Source organism: Streptosporangium brasiliense, from assembly GCF_030811595.1.
GTDB classification, from domain to species: domain Bacteria; phylum Actinomycetota; class Actinomycetes; order Streptosporangiales; family Streptosporangiaceae; genus Streptosporangium; species Streptosporangium brasiliense.
Genome location: NZ_JAUSRB010000001.1, coordinates 109,342 through 133,419 on the forward strand (window position 1 = coordinate 109,342; position 24,078 = coordinate 133,419).

The 24,078-nt window shown below is 71.3% G+C and carries 25 protein-coding genes, 1 tRNA gene, 1 pseudogene and 2 riboswitches; of the genes and pseudogenes, 10 read left to right on the plus strand and 17 right to left on the minus strand.

Annotated features, from left to right (window positions below; all coding sequences use genetic code 11):
• The first annotated feature begins 25 nt into the window (after nt 1–25).
• The 3 genes from J2S55_RS00505 to J2S55_RS00515 all read left to right on the plus strand — a co-directional run bounded on the left by J2S55_RS00505 (nt 26) and on the right by J2S55_RS00515 (nt 1,653).
• Nucleotides 26–502: a MarR family winged helix-turn-helix transcriptional regulator gene (locus J2S55_RS00505; RefSeq protein ID WP_306856500.1), complete on the plus strand. Its 477-nt coding sequence runs from the start codon at nt 26–28 to the stop codon at nt 500–502.
• Nucleotides 503–577: 75 nt separating this feature from the next.
• Entirely contained in the window at nt 578–1,387 is an 810-nt protein-coding gene (locus tag J2S55_RS00510; protein ID WP_306856502.1) for a toxin glutamine deamidase domain-containing protein, read from the plus strand.
• The gene (locus tag J2S55_RS00515; protein WP_306856503.1) at nt 1,384–1,653 is read left to right on the plus strand and encodes an SUKH-4 family immunity protein; all 270 of its coding nucleotides are present in this window, start codon (nt 1,384–1,386) and stop codon (nt 1,651–1,653) included. The genes J2S55_RS00510 and J2S55_RS00515 overlap by 4 nt, the downstream gene beginning before the upstream one ends.
• Nucleotides 1,654–1,868: 215 nt before the next feature.
• On the opposite strand, the gene J2S55_RS00520 is transcribed toward J2S55_RS00515, so the two are convergent.
• The 4 genes from J2S55_RS00520 to J2S55_RS00535 all read right to left on the minus strand — a co-directional run bounded on the left by J2S55_RS00520 (nt 1,869) and on the right by J2S55_RS00535 (nt 7,330).
• Nucleotides 1,869–4,385, minus strand: a complete 2,517-nt coding sequence (locus J2S55_RS00520) for an ABC transporter permease (protein ID WP_306856504.1) — start codon at nt 4,383–4,385, stop codon at nt 1,869–1,871.
• A 1-nt stretch (nt 4,386) separates the two neighbouring features.
• Nucleotides 4,387–5,157: an ABC transporter ATP-binding protein gene (locus tag J2S55_RS00525; protein WP_306856505.1), complete on the minus strand. Its 771-nt coding sequence runs from the start codon at nt 5,155–5,157 to the stop codon at nt 4,387–4,389.
• 186 nt (nt 5,158–5,343) lie between these two features.
• Nucleotides 5,344–5,997 (minus strand): response regulator, encoded by a 654-nt coding sequence (locus tag J2S55_RS00530; protein WP_306856506.1) that lies wholly within the window; start codon nt 5,995–5,997, stop codon nt 5,344–5,346.
• Nucleotides 5,998–6,124: 127 nt separating this feature from the next.
• Entirely contained in the window at nt 6,125–7,330 is a 1,206-nt protein-coding gene (locus J2S55_RS00535; protein WP_306856508.1) for a sensor histidine kinase, read from the minus strand.
• Nucleotides 7,331–7,662: 332 nt separating this feature from the next.
• Between J2S55_RS00535 and J2S55_RS00540 the strand changes: the two genes are divergently transcribed.
• Nucleotides 7,663–8,406 carry an SAM-dependent methyltransferase gene (locus J2S55_RS00540; RefSeq protein WP_306856509.1) on the plus strand — a complete coding sequence of 248 codons (744 nt, stop codon included), beginning with the start codon at nt 7,663–7,665 and terminating at the stop codon, nt 8,404–8,406.
• Between the two features lie 50 nt (nt 8,407–8,456).
• Here J2S55_RS00540 and J2S55_RS00545 read toward each other — a convergent pair whose 3' ends face one another.
• From J2S55_RS00545 to J2S55_RS48195, 3 genes and pseudogenes are all read right to left on the minus strand, one after another.
• The gene (locus tag J2S55_RS00545; protein WP_306856510.1) at nt 8,457–8,597 is read right to left on the minus strand and encodes a hypothetical protein; all 141 of its coding nucleotides are present in this window, start codon (nt 8,595–8,597) and stop codon (nt 8,457–8,459) included.
• A 127-nt stretch (nt 8,598–8,724) separates the two neighbouring features.
• Nucleotides 8,725–8,798 (minus strand) — tRNA-Leu (locus J2S55_RS00550).
• Between the two features lie 30 nt (nt 8,799–8,828).
• Nucleotides 8,829–8,999, minus strand: a pseudogene (locus tag J2S55_RS48195) (HNH endonuclease); the annotation flags it as partial.
• A gap of 93 nt (nt 9,000–9,092) precedes the next feature.
• On the opposite strand from J2S55_RS48195, the gene J2S55_RS00555 reads away from it, so the two are divergent.
• The gene (locus tag J2S55_RS00555; RefSeq protein ID WP_306856511.1) at nt 9,093–9,320 is read left to right on the plus strand and encodes a hypothetical protein; all 228 of its coding nucleotides are present in this window, start codon (nt 9,093–9,095) and stop codon (nt 9,318–9,320) included.
• Between the two features lie 20 nt (nt 9,321–9,340).
• Here J2S55_RS00555 and bcp read toward each other — a convergent pair whose 3' ends face one another.
• A complete protein-coding gene (gene bcp / locus J2S55_RS00560) occupies nt 9,341–9,805 on the minus strand; it encodes a thioredoxin-dependent thiol peroxidase (protein ID WP_306856512.1) in 465 nt (154 codons plus the stop codon).
• 111 nt (nt 9,806–9,916) lie between these two features.
• Here bcp and J2S55_RS00565 point away from each other — a divergent pair, with 111 nt between their 5' ends.
• Complete coding sequence (locus J2S55_RS00565) at nt 9,917–10,255, plus strand: DUF3618 domain-containing protein (RefSeq protein ID WP_306856513.1); 339 nt, start codon at nt 9,917–9,919, stop codon at nt 10,253–10,255.
• Between the two features lie 192 nt (nt 10,256–10,447).
• Here the strand turns inward: J2S55_RS00565 and J2S55_RS00570 are convergent, their stop codons facing one another.
• Complete coding sequence (locus tag J2S55_RS00570; protein ID WP_306856514.1) at nt 10,448–11,641, minus strand: amino acid deaminase/aldolase; 1,194 nt, start codon at nt 11,639–11,641, stop codon at nt 10,448–10,450.
• Between the two features lie 151 nt (nt 11,642–11,792).
• Between J2S55_RS00570 and J2S55_RS00575 the strand changes: the two genes are divergently transcribed.
• Nucleotides 11,793–12,410 carry a DUF6286 domain-containing protein gene (locus tag J2S55_RS00575; RefSeq protein ID WP_306856515.1) on the plus strand — a complete coding sequence of 206 codons (618 nt, stop codon included), beginning with the start codon at nt 11,793–11,795 and terminating at the stop codon, nt 12,408–12,410.
• Nucleotides 12,411–12,595: 185 nt separating this feature from the next.
• Here J2S55_RS00575 and J2S55_RS00580 read toward each other — a convergent pair whose 3' ends face one another.
• The gene (locus J2S55_RS00580; RefSeq protein WP_306856516.1) at nt 12,596–14,296 is read right to left on the minus strand and encodes a hypothetical protein; all 1,701 of its coding nucleotides are present in this window, start codon (nt 14,294–14,296) and stop codon (nt 12,596–12,598) included.
• Between the two features lie 110 nt (nt 14,297–14,406).
• On the opposite strand from J2S55_RS00580, the gene J2S55_RS00585 reads away from it, so the two are divergent.
• On the plus strand, nt 14,407–14,922 hold the full coding sequence (locus J2S55_RS00585; RefSeq protein ID WP_306856517.1) for an alpha/beta fold hydrolase: 516 nt from the start codon (nt 14,407–14,409) through the stop codon (nt 14,920–14,922).
• On the opposite strand, the gene J2S55_RS00590 is transcribed toward J2S55_RS00585, so the two are convergent.
• From J2S55_RS00590 to J2S55_RS00620, 7 genes are all read right to left on the minus strand, one after another.
• Entirely contained in the window at nt 14,909–16,285 is a 1,377-nt protein-coding gene (locus J2S55_RS00590) for an L-serine ammonia-lyase (RefSeq protein ID WP_306856518.1), read from the minus strand. The two genes, J2S55_RS00585 and J2S55_RS00590, sit on opposite strands and share 14 nt — an antisense overlap.
• A gap of 79 nt (nt 16,286–16,364) precedes the next feature.
• Nucleotides 16,365–16,754, minus strand: coding sequence for a glycine cleavage system protein GcvH (gene gcvH, locus J2S55_RS00595; protein WP_306856519.1), 390 nt, complete (start codon nt 16,752–16,754; stop codon nt 16,365–16,367).
• Complete coding sequence (gene gcvT / locus J2S55_RS00600; protein WP_306856521.1) at nt 16,754–17,839, minus strand: glycine cleavage system aminomethyltransferase GcvT; 1,086 nt, start codon at nt 17,837–17,839, stop codon at nt 16,754–16,756. Before gcvT ends, gcvH begins: the two co-directional genes overlap by 1 nt.
• A 33-nt stretch (nt 17,840–17,872) precedes the next feature.
• Nucleotides 17,873–17,967: riboswitch (glycine riboswitch) on the minus strand.
• Nucleotides 17,968–18,066: riboswitch (glycine riboswitch) on the minus strand.
• A gap of 87 nt (nt 18,067–18,153) precedes the next feature.
• Nucleotides 18,154–18,849, minus strand: a complete 696-nt coding sequence (locus tag J2S55_RS00605) for a gamma-glutamyl-gamma-aminobutyrate hydrolase family protein (protein WP_306856523.1) — start codon at nt 18,847–18,849, stop codon at nt 18,154–18,156.
• A gap of 141 nt (nt 18,850–18,990) precedes the next feature.
• The gene (locus J2S55_RS00610) at nt 18,991–19,755 is read right to left on the minus strand and encodes a 3-oxoacyl-ACP reductase (RefSeq protein ID WP_306856524.1); all 765 of its coding nucleotides are present in this window, start codon (nt 19,753–19,755) and stop codon (nt 18,991–18,993) included.
• A 5-nt stretch (nt 19,756–19,760) separates the two neighbouring features.
• Entirely contained in the window at nt 19,761–21,107 is a 1,347-nt protein-coding gene (locus J2S55_RS00615) for an aldehyde dehydrogenase family protein (protein ID WP_306856526.1), read from the minus strand.
• 2 nt (nt 21,108–21,109) lie between these two features.
• Nucleotides 21,110–22,453: a glutamine synthetase family protein gene (locus J2S55_RS00620; protein ID WP_306856528.1), complete on the minus strand. Its 1,344-nt coding sequence runs from the start codon at nt 22,451–22,453 to the stop codon at nt 21,110–21,112.
• A gap of 65 nt (nt 22,454–22,518) precedes the next feature.
• Here J2S55_RS00620 and J2S55_RS00625 point away from each other — a divergent pair, with 65 nt between their 5' ends.
• Both J2S55_RS00625 and J2S55_RS00630 read left to right on the plus strand, forming a co-directional pair.
• The gene (locus J2S55_RS00625) at nt 22,519–23,259 is read left to right on the plus strand and encodes a FadR/GntR family transcriptional regulator (protein WP_370879579.1); all 741 of its coding nucleotides are present in this window, start codon (nt 22,519–22,521) and stop codon (nt 23,257–23,259) included.
• A 39-nt stretch (nt 23,260–23,298) separates the two neighbouring features.
• Nucleotides 23,299–24,051: a hypothetical protein gene (locus tag J2S55_RS00630; protein WP_306856532.1), complete on the plus strand. Its 753-nt coding sequence runs from the start codon at nt 23,299–23,301 to the stop codon at nt 24,049–24,051.
• Nucleotides 24,052–24,078: the final 27 nt, after the last annotated feature.

Genomic DNA, 24,078 nt, shown 5'->3' on the forward strand with positions numbered 1-24,078 from the left:
GTCAACCAACGGTTAGGGTGGGCGCATGGCCGACCCACGGTGGCTCGACGAGCGGGAGTTCCGGGCGTGGCTCGGCTACCGCCGGATGCGCCTGTTGCTCGACGCACAGATCGCCCGTGACCTCAGCCGGGAGTCGGGCCTGTCCGATCCCGACTACGACGTGCTGTCCGCGCTGACCTCCAGCGAGGACCGCCGCTGGCGCCTGCAGGCACTCGCCGACCGCATGCTGTGGTCCAAGAGCCGCCTGTCCCGGCACATCAGCCGGATGGAGGAGCGCGGCCTGGTCACCCGCGAGGACTGCGCCACCGACGCCCGCGGCGCGGTCATCGTCCTCACCGAGTCAGGGCAGCGGGCCATCGAGGCCGCCGCCCCCGGCCACGTCGAGTCGGTCCGCCGCCACCTGATCGACCTGCTCACCCCGGAACAGATCGATACTCTCGGCGACATCGCGGACACGGTGCTCGCGCACCTCGCCGAGGCGCAGGGCGACGCCGGCCCTTGAACTGGTCAACTCGCCCACGCCGCGGGGGAGAGCGGCCTAGCATCGGGCGCGAGGCGGATGGGCGAGGGGGACCCGGTGACTCGGTTGTTTCTACCCGCGGGGGTCTACAACCCCGTCGTGACGGCGGACGGCCAGCGGTGGCGCGACTTCGAGCTGGAGGCTCCGGGTCCGGCCGGGGTGGCGGCGCCACGGGAGCCCGAGCGGGTTCCCGACCGGATTCCCGACCGGGTTCCCGACCGGGTTCCCGACCGGGTTCCTGAGCGGGCGCAGTGGAGGCCGCTGCGGCTGGAGCGGTGCCGGCCGTACGGCGTGGCCGGGGGGCTGGCCAGGCCCGACCCGCAGACCCAGGAGGACATGGTGCGGGCCGTGCCGGTCACCGAGCAGGGGGTGCCCCGGCGCTTCCCCGATCCGCGGGGGATGTGGATCAGGCTGATCAACGGGGCCGGGGCCGCCGAGGACCCGTTCCGGGCGACCAACGCGGTGGACTGCGCGCTGGCGGTGCTCTCCACCTGGCACGGCGCGCCGGCGGTGGCCGCTCCCCGGCGGCCGGAGTACGACCGGGTCGGAAAGCCGCTGCTCACCGGTGAGGCCGGGGGAGTGGCGCGGGCCGAGCGGTGGCTGGGCCAGCGCTTCCAGTACGTGGGACAGGGGCGCCACGCCTACGTCCCCATCGCGCAGGCACTGCTGGCGGGCGGGCACGGTGCCGCCGCGATCATCGTCAACCGCTGGCCGGCCGGCGGCAGCCACGCGTGGAACGCGGTCAACTCCGGCGGAGAGGTGATCTGGATCGACGCGCAGCGGGGCCACATGGCGGTCGAGCCGCCGTACGAGTCGGTGACGGGCGTCTTCTGCGTGGTGATCGACAGAGAGGGGCGGCGGCTGTGAAGCTCGACCAGGCCAGGGCCATCGCCGAGGAGTATTTCAACGGTGTCCGCAGCCCAGGCTCCGCCGCAGAGATCAGGATATATACCTTCAAAGAAGGCTATGTCGCCTGGGCGAAGGAGCCCGAGCCCGACGACCCCAGCGTGCTGCCCGACACGGCCGGCGCGGGCTGCATCGTGATCGACAAGGCCACCGGGGAGGTCGTCATCCGTCCCCTGCTCAACCCCGAGACGGTGGCGGAGCAGTGGCCGGGGCGCCGCCCCCGATAGAAGGCGCCCCGGCCACCGGGAGGAGCCCGACCCGCGGACGGAGGCCCAGCCGGTGACCGGAGCGCCCGGCCCGCGGGCGGGGCCCGGCCAGCCACCGGAGTGCCCGGCCCGCGGGCGGTGAGTGCCAGGTCAGCCGGCCACCGGGAAGAGCCCGACCCGCGGGCGGGGCCCGGTCGGCCACCGGAGTGCCCGGCCCGCGGGCGGAGGGTGCCAGGTCAGCCGGCGGCGAGCGAGCCCACGATCGAGGCGCGCGCCGCCCGGCGGGCGGGCAGCACGGCGGCGACCACCCCGGCCAGGCCGGACAGCGCCACGAACGCCAGGATCTGCAGGACCGGGAGCTGGAAGACGACGTCTTCCGTCATCGTCCGCGCCGCGGCCCAGCCGAACGTGACGCCGAGCACCACGCCGACCAGCGCGCCGATCAGCCCCAGGATGAGCGCCTCCACCGAGAGCATCCGCCGTAGCTGGGGCCGGGTCAGGCCGAGCGCCCGCAGCAGCGCCGACTCACGGGTCCGCTCGTGGACCGACAGGGAGAGCGTGTTGGCGATGCCCAGCAGGGAGATGAGCACCGCCAGGCCCAGCAGGCCGGTGATGATCATCAACATCATGTCGAGCGCCTCGTCGAACTCGCCCCGGACATCCGTCGAGCTGGCGACCTTCGCCGTCGGGTACGGCTGCGCCGCCGCCTCGACCACCTTGCGGGACCGCTCGGGGCTGACGCCGTCCTTGGCGTTGATCATCACCCGGCTGTCGTCGACCGTGCCGAAGTAGCGCTCGAAATCCTTGTCCGGCACGGTCACCTCGGCCAGATCGGTGTTCTGCGGGTCGAAGGTGGACACGATCGTGAGGTCCACCGTGCCGGCCCTGGCCGTCCGCACCGGCAGCCGGTCGCCGACCTTGAGCTTGAGGCGCTTGACGACGTGGTCGGCGACGACCGCGGTGCCGGGCCGGAGAAGGTCGATCGAGCCCGTGGCGAGCTCCGGCCTGAAGTCCGAGCCGGCGGTGAAGGTCCCGACCTCATACTTCTCGCTCCTGTCACCGGCCCTGGCGGCGCTCGCCCGGAAGGCGACGACCGAGGTCAGCTCGGGCTTGGTCCGCAGGTCCTCGGCCAGCGCGCGGGGCAGCCCGGAGTCCCGGGCCTGAGCCTGGACCATGTAGTCCACGGGGAACTGGTCGTCGAGCTTCTGGGTGTAGGTCATCCGGATGGTGCCGGTGAGGACGGCGATGAGCGTCATCAGCGTCACGCCCACGGTCAGCGCCACGGTGGTGGTGGCCGACCGCTTGGGATTGCGCCGCGAGTTGTCCACGGCCAGCTTGCCGGGCACCCGGAACAGCTTGGCGGGCAGCCAGCCCACGAAGGCGCCGAGCGGCTTGACGATCACCGGGCCGAGGGTCAGCACCCCGAGGAAGACGAGCGAGCCTCCGGCCATGACCACCACGAGCGCGGTCTGACCGGCCCCCATGTTCAGCGCGGCCACCGTGGCGCCCACGCCCGCGACCAGGAACAGCGACGCGAAGATCACCCGGGTCAGGCCCGCCCGGAAGGTGTGCTCCTCGACCTGCGTGCGCAGCGCCGCGATCGGTGCGACCTTCGTCGCCGACCGCGCCGGCAGCAGCGCCGCCCCCACCGTGACGACCAGGCCGATGAGCAGGCCGAGAGCGATCGTGCGCGGCGTCAGCGCGGCGGTCGCCTCGGGCAGCGGCGCCCCGACCGAGGACAGCACGGCCAGCGCCCCCGCGCCCAGCCCGTAGCCCAGCAGCAGGCCCAGCACCGACGACAGCACGCCCACCACGACGGACTCCAGCACGATGGAGCCGAACACCTGCCCGCGGGTCGCGCCGATGCAGCGCAGCAGCGCCATCTCGCGCGTCCGCTGGGCGACCAGGATGTTGAAGGTGTTGTAGATGACCAGCGCGGCCACGAACATCGCCACCAGGCCGAACAGCAGCAGGCCCAGCTTGAGGAACTCGGTGTCGGCGCCGTTCTGCCGGGCCATGGCGTCGGCGTACTGCTTACCCGTCTTGACCTCGTATCCCGAGCCCAGGGCCGCGGCGACCGAGTCGCGCACCGTCTCCTGCGACACGCCCTCGGCGGCCGCGACGTCGACCTCCCGGAAACCCTTCTCCCCGGTCATCGTCTGGGCCGCGCCGGTGGTGAAGCCCACCGCGCCGGTGTAGCCGAGCTCCTGGTTGAGGCCGACATCGAATAGGCCCACCAGCGTGAACCGGTGCTTGGCGTTCCCGGAGTCCAGCACCGTGACGGTGTCGCCGACCTTGAAACCGCGGGTCTCGGCGGTGTTCTCGTCGAGCACGGCCTCCGTCGGGGTCTTCGGGGCGGAGCCACTGGTGATCGCCGTGCGGTTCAGCGAGCCCTCGGCGATGGAGATGCCGGCCGTGGGATAGTCACCGGCCGCCTTGCCGTCCTTGCCGATCAGTGCGGCGGTGCCCTGCACGAGCCCCTGCGCGTCGGCGACGCCGCCGACGGCGCGGATCTTCTCCAGCGTGGCGGCGGAGACGGACGGCACCGCGTCGGACTTCTCGTCCGGCACGGGCAGCACGGCGACATCGATCTTGTCAGCCGCCGCGGAGAACTTCTGGGTGAAACCCGCTTCGATGGTGTCGGTGAGCACGAACGTGCCCGCGATGAAGCCCACCCCCAGCGCGATCGCCAGCGAGGTGAGCAGCAGGCGCAGCTTGTGCGCCCGCAGTCCGGCCAGAGTCGTCTTCAGCAACTCAGGCCTCCAGCTTCATCAGCGTGTCGAGCACGGTCTGCGGCGTCGGCTTGACCACCTCGCTGACCAGCAGGCCGTCACGGAGGAAGACCACCCGGTCGGCGTAGGAGGCCGCGACCGGGTCGTGGGTGACCATCACGATCGTCTGGCCGAGCTCGTGCACCGAGGTACGCAGGAACGACAGCACCTCCGCGCCGCTGCGCGAGTCCAGGTTCCCGGTCGGCTCGTCGGCGAAGATGACCTGCGGCTTGCTGATCAGGGCGCGGGCCACCGCCACGCGCTGCTGCTGGCCACCCGACAGCTCGGTCGGCTTGTGGCCGAGCCGGTCACGCAGGCCCACGGTCTCCACGACCCGGTCGAACAGATCCCGGTCGGCCTGGCGCCCGGCGATCTCCAACGGGAGCCGGATGTTCTGCTCGGCGGTCAGCGTCGGCAGCAGGTTGAACGCCTGGAAGATGAAGCCGATCCGCTCGCGGCGCAGCAGGGTGAGCTGCTTGTCGCCCAGCCCGGTGAGCTCCACGTCGCCGATGTGCACCTGCCCGCCGCTGACCGTGTCCAGCCCGGCCAGGCAGTGCATCAGCGTGGACTTGCCCGACCCGGAGGGGCCCATGATCGCGGTGAAGGCGCCCGTCGCGAAGGAGACGTCCACCCCCCGGAGGGCGTGCACGGCAGCGTCCCCCTGCCCGTACACCTTGGTCAGACCTCTGGCTACCACGGCGGCCGCCACGCTCTCCCGCGCCTTCCAGGCGCCGACCTCTCCGGTGATGGTCACGTCAACTCTCCTCGGCAAACATCTGCGTTTACGACGGGATAAACGCTATTGCCGGAGAAAGCGCAGGCCATCGGACTGAAGGACGGACTCTCCCTCCGCCGCAGGGCTCCCGCGGAAGGATCACCGCCACCTCAGGGGTAGCCCCGCATCGGCCATTCGGCCGAGGAGCGCCCCGCCATCGCCGCGTCAGCCCGCCGAATGCGGGGTCACGAGCCCCGACTCGTAGGCGTACACCACGACCTGCGCCCGGTCCCGCAGGCTCAGCTTGGCCAGGACCCGGCCCAGATGCGTCTTGACCGTCGCCTCCGCCAGCACCAGCCGGTCGGCGATCTCCGTGTTCGACAGGCCCCTGGCCACCAGCACGAGCACCTCCCGCTCCCGCGCGGTCAACCCGGTCAGCGCCGCCGGCTCCGCCGCGCCCGGAGAGGGGAGATGCACGGCGAAGCGCTCCAGCAGCCGCCGTGTCGTGCTCGGCGCGACCACCGCGTCCCCGCTGTGCACCGAGTGGATCGCACTGATCAGGTCTGACGGCGGCACGTCCTTCAGCAGGAACCCCGAAGCGCCCGCCTTCAGCGCCGCGAACGCGTAGTCGTCCAGGTCGAAGGTGGTCAGGATCAGCACGCGGGGCCGCTCGCCCGCCGCGCAGATCAGCCGGGTCGCCTCCACCCCGTCCATGACCGGCATCCGCACGTCCATCAGCACGACGTCGACCTCGGCCGTCCGCGCCGCCTCGACCGCCGCCGCCCCGTCGCCCGCCTCCGCGACGACCTCGATGTCCGGCTGCGCGCCGAGCACCATGCGGAACCCGGCCCGCAGCAGCACCTGATCGTCGACCAACATGACCCGGATCACCGGCCGCTCACCGCTCCCCGTCCCCTCCGTCGGCTCGCCGGCCTCCACCGGCACCGGCTCCCCGGCCCCGCGACGGTCCGGACGGAGACTCCGCCCACCGCGTCCGGCACGCCCGTCACGCGGCCCGGCTCCGCCCGGTCTCGCCGATCGGCAGCCGCGCGGTCACCTGGAACCCACCGCCCATGCGGGGCCTGGCCTCGACGCTCCCGCCGAACATGGCCGCCCGCTCCCGCATGCCGACCAGACCGTGCCCGCCCGGACGCCCCGGGGCGGCTGCGCCGCGACCGTCATCGGTCACCCGCAGAAGCAGCTCGCGCAAGCCGTACTCCATCTCGACCGTGGCCCTGGTGTCCGGACCGCCATGCTTGAGGGTATTGGTGAGCGCCTCCTGCACGATCCGGTAGACCGTCAGCTGCTCCCCCTCGGGCAGCTCCTGTGGAGCGCCGGTGACCTGGAAATCGACCGGCAGCCCCGAGGAACGCACCTGCGCCACCAGGTCGTCCAGCTGCGACAGGCTCGGCTGCGGGGCGTATTCCTCCTCGACGGCGGCGCCGTCGGTCCGCAGCACGCCGACCATCCTGCGCATCTCGGCCAGCGCCTGCCGGCCCGTGACGGAGATGGCCTGCATGGCCTTACGGGCCTGCTCGGGATCGCTGTCGATCGCGTAACCCGCCCCGTCGGCCTGAACGATGATCACACTCACGTTGTGCGCGACCACGTCGTGCAGCTCGCGGGCGATCCGGGCCCGCTCGGCCGCCGCGGCCAGCTGGGCCTGCTGGTCCCGCTCCCGCTCGGCCCGCTCGGCCCGCTCCTCCAGGCTCTCCAGATAGTGGCGGCGGGTGTTGGCGTAGATCCCCGCGATCCAGATCGCGACCACGAACACCGAGGCGCTGGCGAAAGTGCGCGGATCAGGATTTGTCGTGATCTGACCGAAAGACAGGGCGAGCCCCAGCTCGGCCACCAGACCCGCCGCGATCGCCCACCGCAGCGAGCACAGCGACGCCACCGCGTACATCGCGATGAGCACCGCCATGTTGAACGGCGTCGCCTCCACCCCCGACAGCCACTGCCCGAAACTCACCGTCGAGACGATCGCGAACACCGTCAGGGGCCACCTCCGCCGCCAGAACAGCGGGACGACCAGCACCACACCCAACCCCAGATAGCCCCAGAAGCCCATCCCGCTCTGCCCGAGGTAAAGCTCCGGATCCAGCGCCAGCCCGACGACGGTGCCCAGACAGGCCAGCATGAACGGCGCCAGCCACAGGGCGTCCACAGCACTGGGATGGCGCCGGCTCCAGGCGCGTAATCTGCCGAACACATCACCACAATACGTATCCGCAGATCAATGCCCTTCCCCCTCAGGGGGGAGCCCCGTCTACGACCCAGGTCGCACATCACCCATGGCTTACGCCTTCTTTACCCCCAATTGGGCATCATGGTTTCCGGGAGCACCCTCCGGGGTGAGTAAAGGGAGAATGTTTGTGATGGCGGATCACAATCACGCCGGGTCGCGCGGTGAAAAGGATGCACCGCGCGACCCGATCCCCGGCGCCGCCACCCGCGACCGGCCGGGCCTCACACCCCTCACCTGACCACCCGCCGGATTTATTCAGTGGTGCACCGCCCCCGACGTCGGGCATATTCACCCCGGTGGAACGCCAACTGATCAGTCATATCGCCCACCAGGACCATCCGATCGCCTCCCCGGTGAGCGACGCGCATCTGGAACGCCTTCTCACCCGGGCGAAACTCCCCGCCGGAGCACGCATCCTCGACCTCGGATGCGGAGAGGCCGCCTGGACGCTACGGGCCCTGGAACTGCACCCCGGCGCCACCGCCGACGGGGTCGACATCTCCTCGCACGCGCTGGCCGCCGCCAAGAAGGAGGCCGACCGCCGAGGGCTGTCCGACCGGCTCAGCCTCCACGACATCCCGGCCGCCGACTTCACCGGCACCGGCCCCTACGACCTCGTGCTCTGCGTCGGCTCCACCCATGCCTTCGGCGGCCTGACCCAGACCCTGGAGGACATCAGCCGCCACCTGCGCCCCGGAGGGCTCGCACTGGTGGGAGAGGGCTTCTGGGAGCGGCCCCCGAGCCCGCAGACGCTGGCCGTACTCGACGCCCGGCCCGACGACTACGGAGACCTCCCCGCGACCGTGGCCCAGGCCGAGAACGCCGGATACGCCACCGTCTACGCGCACACCAGCGAACCCGCCGAATGGCACGAATACGAGTGGTCCTGGACCGGCACCCTCACCAACTGGGCCCTCGACCACCCCGGCCCCGACGGCGACGCCGCCCTCGCCGCCGCCCACGACCACCGCGACATGTGGCTCAACGGCTATCGCGACACCCTCGGCTTCGTCACCCTCCTGCTGCGCCGCACCACCTGAGAGCGGTCAGGGACCGGTCGGCCGCAGGGCTGCGGCCGACCGGCCGGACCTCACCCCGTCGGCTCCCCGCCGCCACAGCCCTCCGCGGCGTCCCACGGCTCTGCCCCAGCACCCTCGTCCATCTCGCCGAACGCGACGGCGTAGTCCTCTTCGGGAGTGGATTCGCGCAGCAGTTGAATCGCTTTACGCATCACCGCGGATCTCGTCCGGGCGCGTTTCTGATTCAAGTAATACTCGACGAAAAAAGCGTCCTGGGGGGACAGGGTGACACTGGCCGTCACGGACCTGAGATCGACGGCATAATTCTTAGGACGTTTGTGGGGCCGCCGGGATTCGAACCCGGACTGCGCGCCACCTAAAGACGCTGCCTCCTGCCGTTGGGCTACGGCCCCTCTGTTTTTCCCTGCGAAGTTCTCCGTCTGAGAGTGGCAGTTCGGACAGAGAAATCGCAAGTTATTTATTCTGTTGTCAAGCCAGTCGCCGTTGAGATGGTCGACGTGCAGCGTGAGCGGTCCACCTTCCCAGACGCCCTCGATCTTACAGCCATCGCACCGGTAGGGCACGCCCGCTTCCTGAAGCGCCCGGCGGAGCATAGGGGGCTTGGTCCTGAGGGAACCCGGCGGGCGTACGCGGAGAACCTCGCTCGGTGGAAGCCGCCTGGCCGAGCGCCGTCCTCGATGATGTGCTTGGCCGAGAAAGTGCGAGGTGTCGATCCCGAGGCGCTTCAGTTGGCGGCTGATGTGGGCGTGATTGCCGCCCGCGATGGTGATGCCGAGGTGGCGGAGGACGTCGGCGATGCTGAGGGAGTTGGCTGCCGCCTCGGCCAGCATTTCGGGGGTGTACTTGTATTTGGTTGGCATGCCCCAAGGATAGGTAATGGGGCTGACATTTCTTGGGGCATGCGCATGCTGTGATAAATGGCGAAAAACGGTATTTATTCGAGCCCGAGTTCGCGGCGGAGGCGGGCCACGTGGCCGGTCGCCTTCACGTTGTAGAGGGCCTTTTCGATTTTCCCGTCGGCGTCGATGACGAAGGTGGAGCGGATGACGCCGAGGGTGGTCCTGCCGTACATCGTCTTCTCGCCGTAGACGCCGTAGGCCTTGTGGACCTCCAGGTCGGGGTCCGACAGGAGGGGGAAGGTCAGGGCGTCGCGCTCGACGAACTTGGCGAGCTTGGCCGGGCTGTCCTTCGACACACCGAGGACCACCAGGCCCGCCGCGGTCAGGGAGGCGAGGCTGTCGCGGAAGTCGCAGGCCTGCTTGGTGCAGCCGGGGGTCATCGCGGCGGGGTAGAAGTAGAGGATGACCCGCTTGCCGCGGTAGGCGTCGAGGGAGACGGTGGTGCCGTCGGCGGCGGGGAGAGTGATGTCTGGGGCGGCGTCGCCCGGCTCGAGTTTCATGTGGCTCCTCTGAGGAATCGTTCCCGGGTCAACTTACCGGCCGACCTGAAGTGTCGTGGGAGGGTCGGACCTGACAGACTGATCAATGTCAAGGGCGATGAGAGGAGAGCCATGGCGGACACCGATCCCGCGGAGTTGGAGCGGCGGATCGAGCGGACCCGTGCGGAGTTGGCCCAGACGGTTGACGCCATCGCCGATCGGGTGAGCCCGAAGAAGGTCGCGAGGCGCACCGTCGCCAAGGCGGAGACGAGCGCGAGGCAGTTCCTGGTCTCGGTGGGGGACCGGGTCGGCGAGGCGGTGGGGGGCGCGCCGCGGCCGGTCAGGCTGGGTGATGAGCCCGATGACCTGTGGGCGGACGATCAGCCGGATCTGGCGCCGCTCCTGATCGGGGTGGGCGCGGTGCTGGCGGTCAGCGCGATGATCATGCTCTGGCGGCGCCGGCGCGGCTGATCCGGCGGGTCCGCCGCCGGTGTCGGTCTCCGTCCGGAGGAAAGCCCGGCTCGGAGGAAGGCCCGGTTCGAGGGAAGGCCCGGTTCGAGGGAAGGCCCGGCTCGGAGGACGGTCAGGCTCGGAGGCCAGGCTCGGAGGACGGTCAGGCTCGGAGGCCAGGCCCGGAAGGTGACCCGGCTCAGAGGTCAGAGGTCAGAGGAAGGTCCGGCCCTCGCCCCGGTAGGTGGGGGCCTCGTCCACGATCTCGTCGCCGTCGATCAGGTGCAGGGTGGCGAAGCGTTCGCAGAGCTCGCCCGCCTTGGCGTGCCGGAACCAGACGCGGTCGCCGACGCGCAGGTCTTCGGCCGCCTGGCCGAGGAGCGGGGTCTGGACCTCGCCGGCGCCCTCGTCGGGGTCGTAGCGGAGCCCGCAGGGCAGGTAGGGCTGGGGGAGGCGGTCGGGGCCGGGGGCGCCGGAGGCGTGGTAGCCGCCGCCGAGGACGGTGACGACGCCGGGTGCCGGGCGGCGGACGACGGGCAGGGCGAACAGGGCGGCGGGGCGGCCGGTGAAGCCGCGGTAGAAGTCGAACAGGCGGGGGTGGAAGAAGCCCGATCCGGCGGCCACTTCGGTGACGGCCTTCTCGCGGGCGGTCTTGTCGATGCTGCCGGTGCCGCCGCCGTTGACGAACTCCAGGTCGGCGATCTGGGTGACGGCCTGGACGATGCGGCCCCTGCGCATGATCAGCTCGCGCCGCGACCGGGCCTGCATCAGGCGGATCGCCCTGGTGAGGGCGGGGTTGCCGGGAGGGTTGTCGCCGACACCGGCGATCTGGGCTTCGTAGGCCATCAGGCCGACCAGTCGGAAGCCGGGCCGTTTGGCGATGTCGGCGGCCAGGTCGGCGGCCTGGTCGGCGTCGCGGATGGGGGAGCGCCGGGCGCCGGCGCGGAATCTGCCGCCGAAGGCGATGAATCCGGCATCGATGTCAAGGCATATCCGGATCTCGTGGCGGTCGCGGACGTCGGCGACGGCGGACTCGATGAAGTCCAGGTGCTCGGCCCGGTCCACCATCACGGTGATCTCCTGTGCCGCGCGGGTGTCGGCGGCCAGCATGGCCAGTGCGGCGCGGTCGGCGGTGGGGTAGGCGACGAGCACGTCCCGCAGGCCGGTGGAGACCAGCCAGAGGGCCTCCGGCAGGGTGAAGGCCATGATCCCGGCGAAGCCGTCCATGGCGAGGATCCGTTCCAGGACGGGCCGGGATCTGATCGATTTGCTGGCGACCCTGATGGGCTTGCCGCCGGCCCGCCGTGACATGCCGGCCGCGTTCGAGCGCAGGGCTGCCAGGTCGAGCAGGGCGAACGGGGGGTCCAGGTGCGCGGTGGCCCGGTCGTAGCGCTGGCGGTCGTCCATGACGGCAGGATAACCTGATCCAACCGAATGTGAGTATTGTTCATATTGGTGGCGCGGCGGTAAATTCTCCGGCCAGGGCGGCTCCAAGATCGTGAAAGTGGCAGGTCGGGACCCGCGCGGGACGCCAGGGCCGCGTAAACCTGACCGGGTGATGAGCACTCTCCAGGACATCCTGTCGAGCGCGGGGAGCACAGCGGGCGGGGAGAACCTGAACGCGGTCCGCCGCCGGTCGCTGCGGTCGCTGAGACCGGGCAGGACCCCGGCCGGTGTGGTGGTCGCCCTGGCGGCCTCCCTCACACTGTCCACCGCGACCGGGGTGACGGTGGGGCTGGTGACGGGCTCGCCGTTCGGGCGGATGCCGTACCGGCAGTTCGCCGCCTGGGTCGGCGAGGCACAGTGGTCCGACACGATCCCGCTCCTGGTGTCGCTGGCCACGGTGATGACCGGGACCCTGCTGCTCGCGCTCGCGGCGCTGCCGGGCAGGACCCGGCTGGTGCCGCTGGAGTCCGCCGACCCCCGGATGGTGATGGGCCTGACCAGGTCCGGGCTCCGCCGCACGCTGCGGGCGGCGGCCCAGTCGGTCGACGACGTGGACAAGGCGCGGGTGCGGCTCGGCTGGCGGAACATCGAGATCACGGTGGTCAGCGACGCGGAGCGGACCGGGCCGCTGCTGCGCCAGGTCGGCACGGCGGTGGGCGACCGGATGACGGGACTGGGCGCGATGTGCGGGGGCGAGGTCATGGTACGGCTGCGCAGGCGGGGGATCTGATGAAGGTCTACCAGGGCAACCGGATCGGCCTGGCCGTCACCGGGGCGGTGCTGGCCGGGGGCGGGCTCTACGGGTTCCTGCGGGGGTGGGGCAAGCTCCCGCAGCCGCGCGGGGACCGGATCCTGAACAGGGAGCTGCCCGCCCACCTTGCCGAGCACCCGTGGGTGGGCTGGCTGGCCGCGCTGCTACTGATGGTGCTGACGCTGCTGGCGATCCGGTGGCTGCTGGGCGCCGTGGGCTGGGGGCGCTGGGGGAGCCGGACGGGCAGCGGGATCGCGATGCTGGGGGTTGCGCTTAAAGAAGTCGAAGGGCTCAGGCGCATCCATGTCAGGGCGGTGGCGGGCGACCGGCTGCGGATCGGGATCAGCTGCGGGCCAGAGGCGGACGTCGCCAAACTCGTGGCGCGGCTGAACAAGGACGCCGTCGGCAAGGTCCGCAGGACGGTCGGCGACGACGGGCTCGGGGCCTCCGTCCGTCTGCACGTCAGGCGCCGCTGACGGCCGTCGCCGGGTGCCGAAGGCCAGTCCGGCGGCCAGGCACACCAGCGGCAGGGCGGGCACCACGTAGCGGTGGTCGAAGGCGGCGATGAAGGGCGGCAGGACCAGCAGCACGGTGCCGGCGGCCCACGGCATCAGCACGGCGCCGCCGAGGTCCCGCAGGCGGAGCAGGACGCCGGCGAGGCCGGCCAGCAGGATCGCGGCGAGGAACGGGCCGCGCAGGAAGCCGTGCTCCTGGTAGGCGCGCAGCCAGCCGGCATAGGGCTCGACCAGGGAGGGCGCGCCGGAGACGCCCTGGTAGGCCGTGGTCACCTCCTCGGCGGTCCTCCCCTGGGAGGCGGTCCCCTTGGGGAAGGGCCGGGCCGTGTCGGGGAAGACGTAGGCGCTCTGCGGGCCGGGGGTCGGATAGACCCGGCGGGTCCAGTCGAAGATGTGGGCCACGTCGGTCAGGCCCGCCCGGAGGAAGTCCAGGGGCTGCGCCTTGATGGCCTGGACGGCGAAGTCGCCGGCGAGCCTGTCGCGCTCGGCCCAGCTGCCCTTGACCTTGTTGAGCGGTGATGCGCCGTCCCAGATGTATACGGGTGGGGGTTTGCGCTCGCTCACCGGGCCGGGGAGGCAGAGCGCGGCCTCCGGCCCGGCGGGCTTGATCTTCGCGCAGTCGGCGAAGGTCGCCGTGCGCGCCCACAGGAAGGCGTTGCCCCGGGTGAGCCCGTAGTCGCCGTGCTCGGACCTGAACCAGGTGGCGTAGGCGCCCAGGCCGATCGCGGCGGCCAGCGCGGTGGCGGTGACCGCCTTCCAGCCGGCGCGGCCGATCACCAGGCAGACCAGCACCACGGCGGTCAGCGGCAGCCCCATCGTCCGGGTGACGGTCGCCGCGGCCAGCAGGGCCCCGGCGAGGAGGGCGGCCCACACCGGCGGCCGGCGCCGCCACAGCAGCAGCGTGACCGCCAGGACCGCCAGGAACTCCATCAGCAGGTCGGCCATGACGAGGTGTTCGAGCTGGACCTGGTGGACGTCCAGCAGCACCGGCAGCGCGGCGAGCGTCGCCCCCCATCCCGGCAGGCCGCCCAGCCGGCGCAGCAGGAGATAGACGCAGACGGCCATGGTCAGGCCGAGCAGGTGCTGGAGCACGACCACGGCCTGGACGCTCGACAGTGGCTGCAGCGTCCACAGCAGCAGGGAGTAGCCCGAGGGGCGCGACTCCATGGGGCGGGGGTCGAGTCCGGCGTTGAGGTAGACGAAGGAGTCGGCCCAGAACCACAGGGCCGGCCGGTAGCCGAGCACGGCCAGGACCCTGAGCCCGGCGCCGGCCAGCAGGGCGGCCAGGAAGAGCCCGTGGGCGCCGGAGAGGCGGAGGAAACGGCTCGCCGGACGTTCTCCCGCTGGCACCAGGACCTCCCGAGTCTCCGAGGCAGGCGGGCTCCATGACAGGAGCCACCGTGACGAGCCACCCAGCATAGGTGCGAGACGGGGCGATCCCGTACGAGATGATGAAGCCCGTGCCGATCGACCTGTTCACCCGAGAAGTCGAGGGGTCCGCGGAGCGGACCCTGCTGGTCGTCCACGGCGGGCCGGACTGGGACCACAGCTACCTGGTGGAGCCGCTGATCCGGCTGGCCGGCCGGCACCGCCTGGTCTTTCCCGACCTGCGGGGATGCGGGCGCTCGCCGAAGGGCGATCTGGAGTACACGCCGGACGCGATCGTGGCCGACCTGCTCGCCCTGATCGGCGGCTCGGCCGTCGACGTCCTGGGCTTCTCGTACGGCGGGCTGCCCTCGCCGCGCCTTCCGGACGGCCCGCGGCGCCTGGCGGCGCTGGGCGTGCCGATGCTGCTCCTGCACGGCCGCCAGGACATGGTCTTCCCGGCCGCGCTCGCCGCGCGGGCGGAGAGGCTGATCCCCTCGGCCACCGCGCGCGTGCTGGAGGAGGCCGGGCACATGGCCCACATCGACCAGCCGGACCGGTGGCTGGCGGAGGTGCAGGGTTTCCTGGACGGCCGGTTCAGCATTCGATGACGTTGACGGCCAGGCCGCCGCGGCTGGTCTCCTTGTATTTGTCGAGCATGTCGCGGCCGGTGTCGCGCATGGTCTTGATGGCCTTGTCCAGGGAGACGAAGTGGCGGCCGTCGCCGCGCAGCGCGATCCGGGCGGCGGTGATGGCCTTGATCGAGGCCACCGCGTTGCGCTCGATGCACGGGATCTGCACCAGGCCGCCGATCGGGTCGCAGGTCAGGCCCAGGTTGTGCTCGATGCCGATCTCGGCGGCGTTCTCCACCTGCTCCGGGGTGCCGCCCAGCACCTCGGTGAGCCCGGCGGCGGCCATGGAGCAGGCCGAGCCGACCTCGCCCTGGCAGCCGACCTCGGCGCCGGAGATGGAGGCGTTCTCCTTGAACAGCACGCCGATCGCCCCCGCGGTGAGCAGGAAGCGGACCACGCCGTCGTCGTCGGACTTGGGGGTGAAGCGGTCGTAGTAGGTCAGCACGGCCGGGATGATGCCGGCGGCGCCGTTGGTCGGGGCGGTGACGATCCGGCCGCCCGCCGCGTTCTCCTCGTTCACCGCCAGGGCGTACAGCGAGACCCAGTCCATGGTCTGCAGCGGGTCCTTCTCCGGGGACTCGCTCTGCAGCCGCCGGTGGAGCTGGTGGGCCCGGCGTCTGACCTTCAGCCCGCCGGGCAGCACGCCCTCCTTGGCGGTGCCGCGCCGGACGCACTCGGCCATGACCCGCCACAGGTGCAGCAGCTGGTCGCGGATCTCCTGCTCCGAGCGGCCGAAGGCCTTCTCGTTCTCCAGCATCAGCCCGGAGATCGACAGGCCGGTCTCCGCGCAGTGGGCGAGCAGTTCGGCGGCCGTCGTGAAGGGGTGCGGCAGGACGGTGTCGTCGGGTTTGATCCGGTCGGCGCCGGTGGCGTTCTCGTCCACCACGAAGCCGCCGCCCACCGAGTAGTAGACCTTCTCGCGGAGCTGCTCGCCCGTCTCGGAGAAGGCGGTGAAGCGCATGCCGTTGGGGTGGTGCGGCAGCGAGATCTTGCGTTCGAACACGAGGTGCTCGCCGACCACGAAGGGGATCTCGCGGGAGCCGTACAGGGAGATCGTCCCGGAGGCGCGCATGGCGGCCAGCCGGTCGTCGACGGTGTCGACGTCCACGAGCTCGGGCTTCTCACCCGACAGGCCCAGCAGGACGGCCTTGTCGCTGCCGTGGCCCTTGCCGGTCAGTCCGAGTGAGCCGTACAGGATCACCTCGACCCGGGCGGTCTTCTCCAGGAGCCCGTCCTGCTCCAGGCCGCGGGCGAATTTGTGCGCGGCGGCCATCGGCCCGCCGGTGTGCGAGCTGGACGGGCCGATTCCGATCTTGAAGAGATCGAAGACGCTGATCGCCATTGATCTGGTCCTTGCCTTCACATCGCCGTGACCACGCGCACCCGGTGGTGCGCGTGATCACGGCGCAAGAGGAGAAATTTCAGGACTCACCCGAGGTGAGCGCGGCGTACTCCTCGGCGGACAGCAGGTCGTCGGCGTCGCCCTCAAGACGGACGCGGAACAGCCAGCCATCACCGTAGGAGTCACTGTTGACCAGGGACGGGTCGTCCACGACGGCCTGGTTGACCTCGACGATCTCACCGCCCACCGGCGCGAAGATGTCGCTCACCGACTTGGTCGACTCGACCTCGCCGACGGCCTCGCCGGCGGCGACCGTCGCCCCGACCTCGGGGACCTGCACGTAGACAACGTCGCCCAGTGCCTCGGCGGCGTAGGCGGTGATGCCCACGGTGAGGGTCAGGCCGTCATCGATGCCCGCGATCCACTCGTGCTCCTTGGTGTAGTGCAGGTCATCGGGAATGCTGCTCATTATTTCCTCCTGTAGAAAGGCAGGTCGACGACGTCGACCGGTTCGCGACTACCCCGGATGTCCACCGCCAGGCCGGTGGACAGGTCGTTGTCCACGTAGGCCATGGCGATGGGCCGGCCCAGTGACTGGGAGGGGGCCCCGCTGGTGACCTCGCCGACGACGGCGCCGTCCTCGGAGACCACCGGATACCCGTGCCGGGGCACCCGGCGGCCCGTCGCGACCAGTCCGACCCGGCGACGGGTCGGCGGGACGTCCTTGAGAGGCTCCAGGGCGGCCCGGCCGACGAAATCGCCCGGCTTGTCAAACCTCACCACACGGCCGAGCCCCGCGTCGAACGGAGTGAGATCGGCCGACAGCTCGTTGCCGTAGAGCGGCATGCCCGCCTCCAGGCGGAGGGTGTCGCGCGCCGACAGTCCGGCCGGCAGCAGCCCGTGCGCCGCGCCCGCCTCGGTGAGCGCGGCCCAGAGCGGCTCGGCGTCGGCGGCGGCGACGAACAGCTCGAAGCCGTCCTCGCCGGTGTATCCGGTGCGGGCGATGAGGGCCTCGCGGCCGGCCACGGTGGCGGGCAGGCCGGCGTAGTACTTCAGCCCGTCGAGGTCGGCGTCGGTGACCTCGCCCATGATGGCGCGCGAGCGCGGGCCCTGGACGGCGACCAGCGCGTACTGCTCGGAGCGGTCGTCCACGGCGGCGTCGAAGGACTTGGCGCGCTCGGTGAGCTCGGCGGCGACCCGCGGGTAGTTGGAGGCGTTGGCGACGACCATGAACTCCTCGTTGGCCAGGCGGTAGACGATCAGGTCGTCCAGCACGCCGCCGGAGGGGGAGACGATCATCGTGTAGCGGGCGCGGCCCGGCTCAAGGGCGGACAGGTAGCCCACCAGCGCGTAGTCGAGGGCCTCGCCGGCCTGCGGGCCGGTCACGAAGATCTCGCCCATGTGGGACAGGTCGAACAGGCCCGCCGCCTGGCGGACCGCGTTGTGCTCGGTGGACTCGCTGCCGTAGCGCAGCGGCATCAGCCAGCCCGCGAAATCGGTCAGCGTCGCGCCGAGGGCCTCGTGGACACCGCGCAGCGGCGTAGGTCGGGACATGTTCGCACCTCAGGCAGGGGTCAGATGAGAGCATCCTCCCCCTCTGTCATCGATGCCTGAGAGCTTCGCCCGGTTTTTACCGGACTTTCACCTTCGGCGAGGCCGTGAGACCTGCTTTCCAGAGGCCACCTACCCGCACGGTCCTTTGCCTTGAGAGGTTCGCGGGGAGGGCTTGCTCCTTCAGGGGTCCTGGCCTGGATGTCAGGACGCTCTCCCGCGCGGGATTCATCGGTGTCGTGACCAGCCTAACCGCCCGCACCGGCCGAGCGAAATCCCCCGGGCGCGTGTTCTCGCCGCCGGGGCGGCCGCGCCGGTCAGGGGCGGCTGCGCCGTACCAGTTCCTCGAACAGCGGGCACTCGTCGTCGGCTTCGGGGTGCCACTGGACGGCGAGGGCGAACGGGTGGCCCTCCAGCTCCACGGCCTCGACCGTGCCGTCCTCAGCGTGGGCGGTCACGGTCAGGCCCGCGCCCAGCCGGTCGGCGGCCTGGTGGTGGTAGTGGGCCACGTCCGCGGTCTCGGTGTCGAGGATCTTGGCGATCTGGCTCCCGGGGGTCAGCCGTACCGGCATCCGGCCGAAGCGGCCGGGGGCCGGGGCGTGCCCGCTGTGGCCGACCTCGTCGGGCAGGTGCTGGCGCAGGCTGCCGCCGAGGGCGACGTTGAGGACCTGCAGGCCCCGGCAGACTCCCAGCAGCGGGATGCCGCGCTCCAGGGCCGCGTGGGCCAGCCCGAACTCGGCGTCGTCGCGGAAGCCGCGGACGTGGCCGGTCCGCTCGTGCGGGGCCTGGCCGTACCGTGCCGGGTCGACGTCCCCGCCGCCGGCCAGGATCAGCCCGTCCAGGCGCCCGGCCAGCGCGGCGGGGTCGCCCACCGGCGGCAGGATCACCGGCTGCCCGCCGGCGCGGGCCACGTGGTCGACGTAGCCGTACGGCAGGAGCGCGGTGGGCATCTCCCAGACGGTGAACGTGGCGGGCTCGATGTAGCAGGTGATGCCGATGACGGGACGGGACATGATCTCTTTCTTGCCGGACGCCGGGACGTGGGGCGTCTGCCCACGTCCCGGCACGTTATCGGGCGTGGAGGGGCTGGGGCGGGCAGACACGGCCGGGGCCCTTCCGCGGGCGGTCCTGGCCGCCGCCGGGCGCCGCGGCGGTCACAGCGGGGTGACGTAGGCGCCCGAGATGCCGCCGTCCACCAGGAACTCCGAGCCGGTGATGAAGCTCGCGTCGTCCGAGGCCAGGAACGCCACCGCCGCGGCGATCTCGGAGGCCTCGGCGAAGCGGCCGGTGGGGATGTGCACCAGGCGGCGCTGCGCCCGCTCGGGGTCCTTGGCGAACAGCTCCTGCAGCAGCGGCGTGTTGACCGGCCCCGGGCAGAGCGCGTTGACCCGGATGCCCTCGCGGGCGAACTGCACCCCGAGCTCGCGGGACATGGCCAGCACCCCGCCCTTGGAGGCGGTGTAGGAGATCTGACTGGTGGCCGAGCCCATCACGGCCACGAAGGACGCGGTGTTGATGATCGACCCCTTGCCCTGGCGCCGCATGTAGGGGATGACGTGCTTGCAGCACAGGTAGACCGAGGTGAGGTTGACCTCCTGGACCCGGCGCCAGGCGTCGATCCCGGTCTCCAGGATCGAGTCGTCCTCCGGCGGCGAGATGCCCGCGTTGTTGAAGGCGATGTCCACGCTGCCGTAGGTGTCGAAGGCGGTCCGGAACATCCGGACGACGTCCTCCTCGCTGGTGACGTCGGCCTTGACGAACAGGCCGTCCACCTCGGCCGCGGCCGCCGACCCGCTCGCCTCGTCCAGGTCCACGCACACGACGCGGGCGCCCTCCTGGGCGAACCGGCGGGCGGTGGCCAGGCCGATCCCGCTGCCCGCGCCGGTGATGACGGCGACCCGGTCCTGCAAACGCTGCATGGCTGTCAATCCTCCGAAATGAAGACGTTCTTGGTCTCGGTGAACGCGGTCAGGGCGTCGGGGCCCAGCTCCCGGCCGAGGCCGGACTGCTTGAAGCCGCCGAACGGGGTCCAGTAGCGGACGCTCGAATGGGAGTTCACGCTGAGGTTGCCCGCCTCGACGGCCCGGGCCACCCGGAGGGCGCGGCCGACGTCCCTGGTCCAGATCGACCCGCTGAGGCCGTATCTGGTGTCGTTGGCGATCCGTACGGCGTGCTCCTCGTCGTCGAACGGCACCACCGCCACCACCGGCCCGAAGATCTCCTCGGTGAAGGCCGGGTCGTCGAGGCTGTCGGGGGTCAGCAGCGTCGCGGGGAACCAGAACCCGGGTCCCTGCGGGCACCGGCCCTGCAGGCGGACCGGCCCGGTGAGGTAGGAGGCCACCCGGTCGCGGTGCTCGGCGCTGATCAGCGGCCCCATCTCGGTGGCCTCGTCACGGGGGTCGCCGACCCGGACCTTCAGCACCGCCGCCTCCAGCCGTGCCAGGAAGTCGTCGTGGACGGTGCGCTCCACCAGGATTCGGGAGCGCGCGCAGCAGTCCTGGCCCGAGTTGTCGAACACCGCGTACGGCGCGGTCGCCGCGGCCTTGTCCAGGTCGGCGTCGGCGAAGACCACGTTGGCGCTCTTGCCGCCCAGTTCCAGGGTGATCCGCTTGACCTGCCCGGCGCACTTGGCCGCGATCTCCTTGCCCACCTCGGTCGAGCCGGTGAACACGATCTTCGCCACGTCCGGATGGTCGACCAGGCGGGCCCCGGCCACCTCCCCGGTCCCGGGCAGGACCTGGAGCACCCCCTCGGGCAGGCCCGCCGCCAGGGCCAGCTCGGCCAGGCGCAGGGCGGTCAGCGGCGTCCACTCGGCGGGCTTGACGATCACGGTGTTGCCCGCGGCCAGCGCCGGGGCCACCCCCCAGGTCATGATGACCATCGGGAAGTTCCACGGCACGATCACGCCGACGACGCCCAGCGGCTCCTGGAAGGTGACGTCCAGCCCGCCGGCCACCGGGATCTGCCTGCCGTGGTTGCGCTCCGGCGCTCCGGCGTAGAAGTTCAGCACGTCACGGACGTTGCCCGCCTCCCAGCGGGCGTTGCCGACCGTGTGCCCGGAGTTGGCGATCTCCAGTTGGGCCAGCTCCTCGGCGTGCTCCTCCACCAGGGAGGCGAAGGCGCGCAGCAGCCGGGCCCGATCTCCCGGGCCGACGGCGCGCCAGGTGGCGAAGGCGCGCCTGGCGCGCTCCACCGCCCGGTCCACCTCGGCGGCGTCCACCGGCTCGACCTCGGCGACCACCTCTTCGGTCGCCGGATTGATGATCTTCATGTTCACATCCGCTCGAATCCCCGGAACAGCTCCCAGTCGGTGACCGCCGCGTCGAAGGCGGCCAGCTCGACCCGGGCGTTGTTGGCGTAGTGCGCCACGACGTCCTCGCCGAAGGCGTCGCGGGCCTTGCCGGAGCCCTCCCACAGCTCCAGCGCGCCGCGGAGCGTGTGCGGCACGGTCTCCGCCCCCGACGCGTAGGCGTTGCCGGTGAACGGCTCCTGGAGCGGCAGCTCGTTGTCGATGCCGTGGAGCCCGGCGGCGATCAGGGCCGAGACCGCCAGGTAGGGGTTGACGTCGCCGCCGGGCACCCGGTTCTCGATCCGCAGCGACGGCCCGTGGCCGACCAGCCGCAGCGCGCAGGTGCGGTTGTCCACCCCCCACTTGACCGCGGTGGGGGCGAAGCTGCCCGCCACGTAGCGCTTGTAGGAGTTGACGTTCGGGGCGTAGAGCAGGGTCAGCTCGCGCAGGCAGGCCAGCTGCCCGGCGATGAAGCGCCGCCCGGTCTCCGACAGCCCGTACGGCCCGTCCCCGGCCATGACCGGTTCCCCGGCGGAGTCCCGCAGGGAGATGTGGATGTGGCAGGAGTTGCCCTCGCGCTGGTTCGGCTTGGCCATGAACGTGAGCGACATGCCCTCCTGGGAGGCGATCTCCTTGGCGCCGTTCTTGTAGACGGCGTGGTTGTCGCAGCTGGTGAGGGCGTCGGCGTAGCGGAAGGCGATCTCGTGCTGGCCGAGGTTGCACTCGCCCTTGGCCGACTCGACGTACATCCCGGCGCCCTCCATGCCGAGCCTGATCCTGCGCAGCAGCGGCTCGACCCGGGCGGTGCCCAGGAGGGAGTAGTCGACGTTGTAGAGGTTGGCCGGGGTCAGGTCCCGGTACGCGCGCCGCCAGGCCTGCTCGTAGGTGTCGTTGTAGACCACGAACTCCAGCTCGGTCCCGACGGACGCGCCCCAGCCCCGCTCGCCCAGCCGGTCGAGCTGGCGGCGCAGGATCTGCCTCGGCGAGGCGGCCACGTCCGAGCCGTCCTCCCACACCAGGTCGGCCATCAGCAGGGCGGTGCCCTCCTGCCACGGCACCCGGCGCAGGGTGGACAGGTCGGGTCTCATCACGAAGTCGCCGTATCCCCGCTCCCACGACGACATGGCGTAGCCGTCCACCGTGTTCATGTCCACGTCCACCGCGAGCAGGTAGTTGCAGCCCTCGGAGGCGTGGTGCAGCACCTCCTCCAGGAAGTAGCGCGCCGACAGCCGTTTCCCCTGCAGGCGGCCCTGCATGTCGACGATCGCCAGCAGCACGGTGTCGACCCGTCCCGCGGCCACCTCGTCGCGAAGCTCGCTGACGTCCAAGCGGCTCCCCTCGTCGGAGTCTTATTGGGCTACTCTCATACCATTGAGTTCCATGTGAGGATCTGTTGTCAAGGGTGGAGGTGAGATTGGACGAGTCGCCGCGATTGACGACCGTGCTCCGGCCGGTGCGTGCGGGGAACGCGTTCGAGGAGACCGTGGAACGCCTGCTCCAGGCGATCAAACTCGGAGTGGTGACCGAGAAGCTGCCACCGGAGCGGGAGCTGGCGGTGCAGCTGGGGATCAGCAGGGTCACCCTGCGCGAGGCCATCCGCGCGCTGCAGGAGGCGGGCTACCTCACCGTGCGGCGCGGCAGGTACGGCGGCGCGTTCGTCACCTACGCCCCGCCGCGCCCGAGCCAGGGCGACCTGCGCAAGGTCGTGGCCGACATGGGCACCGACGACCTGGCCGACGCGCTCACCTTCCGGATGGCCGTGGAGTGCGGCGCCGCCCAGGTGCTGGCCACCGCCGAGCTGAGCCAGGCGCAGCGCGACACGCTGCGCCGGCGCCTGGCCGGGGTCAACTCGGCCGGGCCCGACGACTACCGCCGCCTCGACACCGCCTTCCACCTGGCCATCGCCGAGCTGACCGGCTCCCCGCTGCTCGCCGCGGCCTGCGCCGACGCCAGGCTGCGGGTCACCGACCTGCTCAACGCCATCCCCGTGCTCCAGCGCAACATCGAGCACGCCGCCACCCAGCACGAGGCGATCGTGGCCGCCATCCTGGCCGGAGACCCCGACGCCGCGCGCCGCGCCGTGGCCGAGCACCTTGAGGGGACAGCCGCGCTGCTGCGGGGATTCCTCGCATAATCTGGTGAAACCGTGGGAGATCTGTTAAGAGAGCGAATCGTGGACGCAGGACGGCTGCCGCTGTTCTGTTTCTTCGTCGCGCTGATCGTCACTTTCGTGTTCACCCGGATCAACGTCCGGCTCATCCGTGCCGAGGTCGGCTGGTTCCGCAACGTCAACGTCGGTGAGATGCACATCCACCACGTGGTGTTCGGCGTGGTGCTGACCCTGCTCGGCGGGGTGTCGGGGCTGGTCGTCTCGGGCATCTCGCAGGGCTGGTACGCCGTGACGGCGGCCGTCTTCGGCGTCGGCGCCGCCCTGATCCTGGACGAGTTCGCGCTGATCCTGCACCTGCACGACGTCTACTGGGAGGAGGAGGGGCGCACGTCGGTCGACGCGGTGTTCATCGCGATCGCCCTCACCGGCCTGCTCCTGCTCGGCCTGCGCCCGCTCGGCTGGGAGCGTTCCGACGGCACGCCGCAGGGGACGTGGATCACCGCCGGGATCATCGTCGGCAACCTCGTGCTCGCGGTGGTCACTCTGCTCAAGGGCAAGATCTGGACCGGGCTGGCCGGGCTGTTCGTCCCGCTCCTGCTGATCCCCGGCGCGCTACGGCTGGCCCGCCCGGGATCGCCCTGGGCCCACTGGTTCATGGCGTCCGGCGCCCGGCGTCCCCGCCCCCGCCAGATGGCCAGGGCCGAGCGCCGCGAGGAGCACTGGCGCCGCCCGGCGATCCGCGCCAAGATCGCCTTTCAGGAGTTCGTCTCCGGCCGGCACGACCTGCCCTCCAGCCGCCGCCGCGCCCGGTGGTGAGTGGGCGGGGCCCGGGGGTGGCCGGGC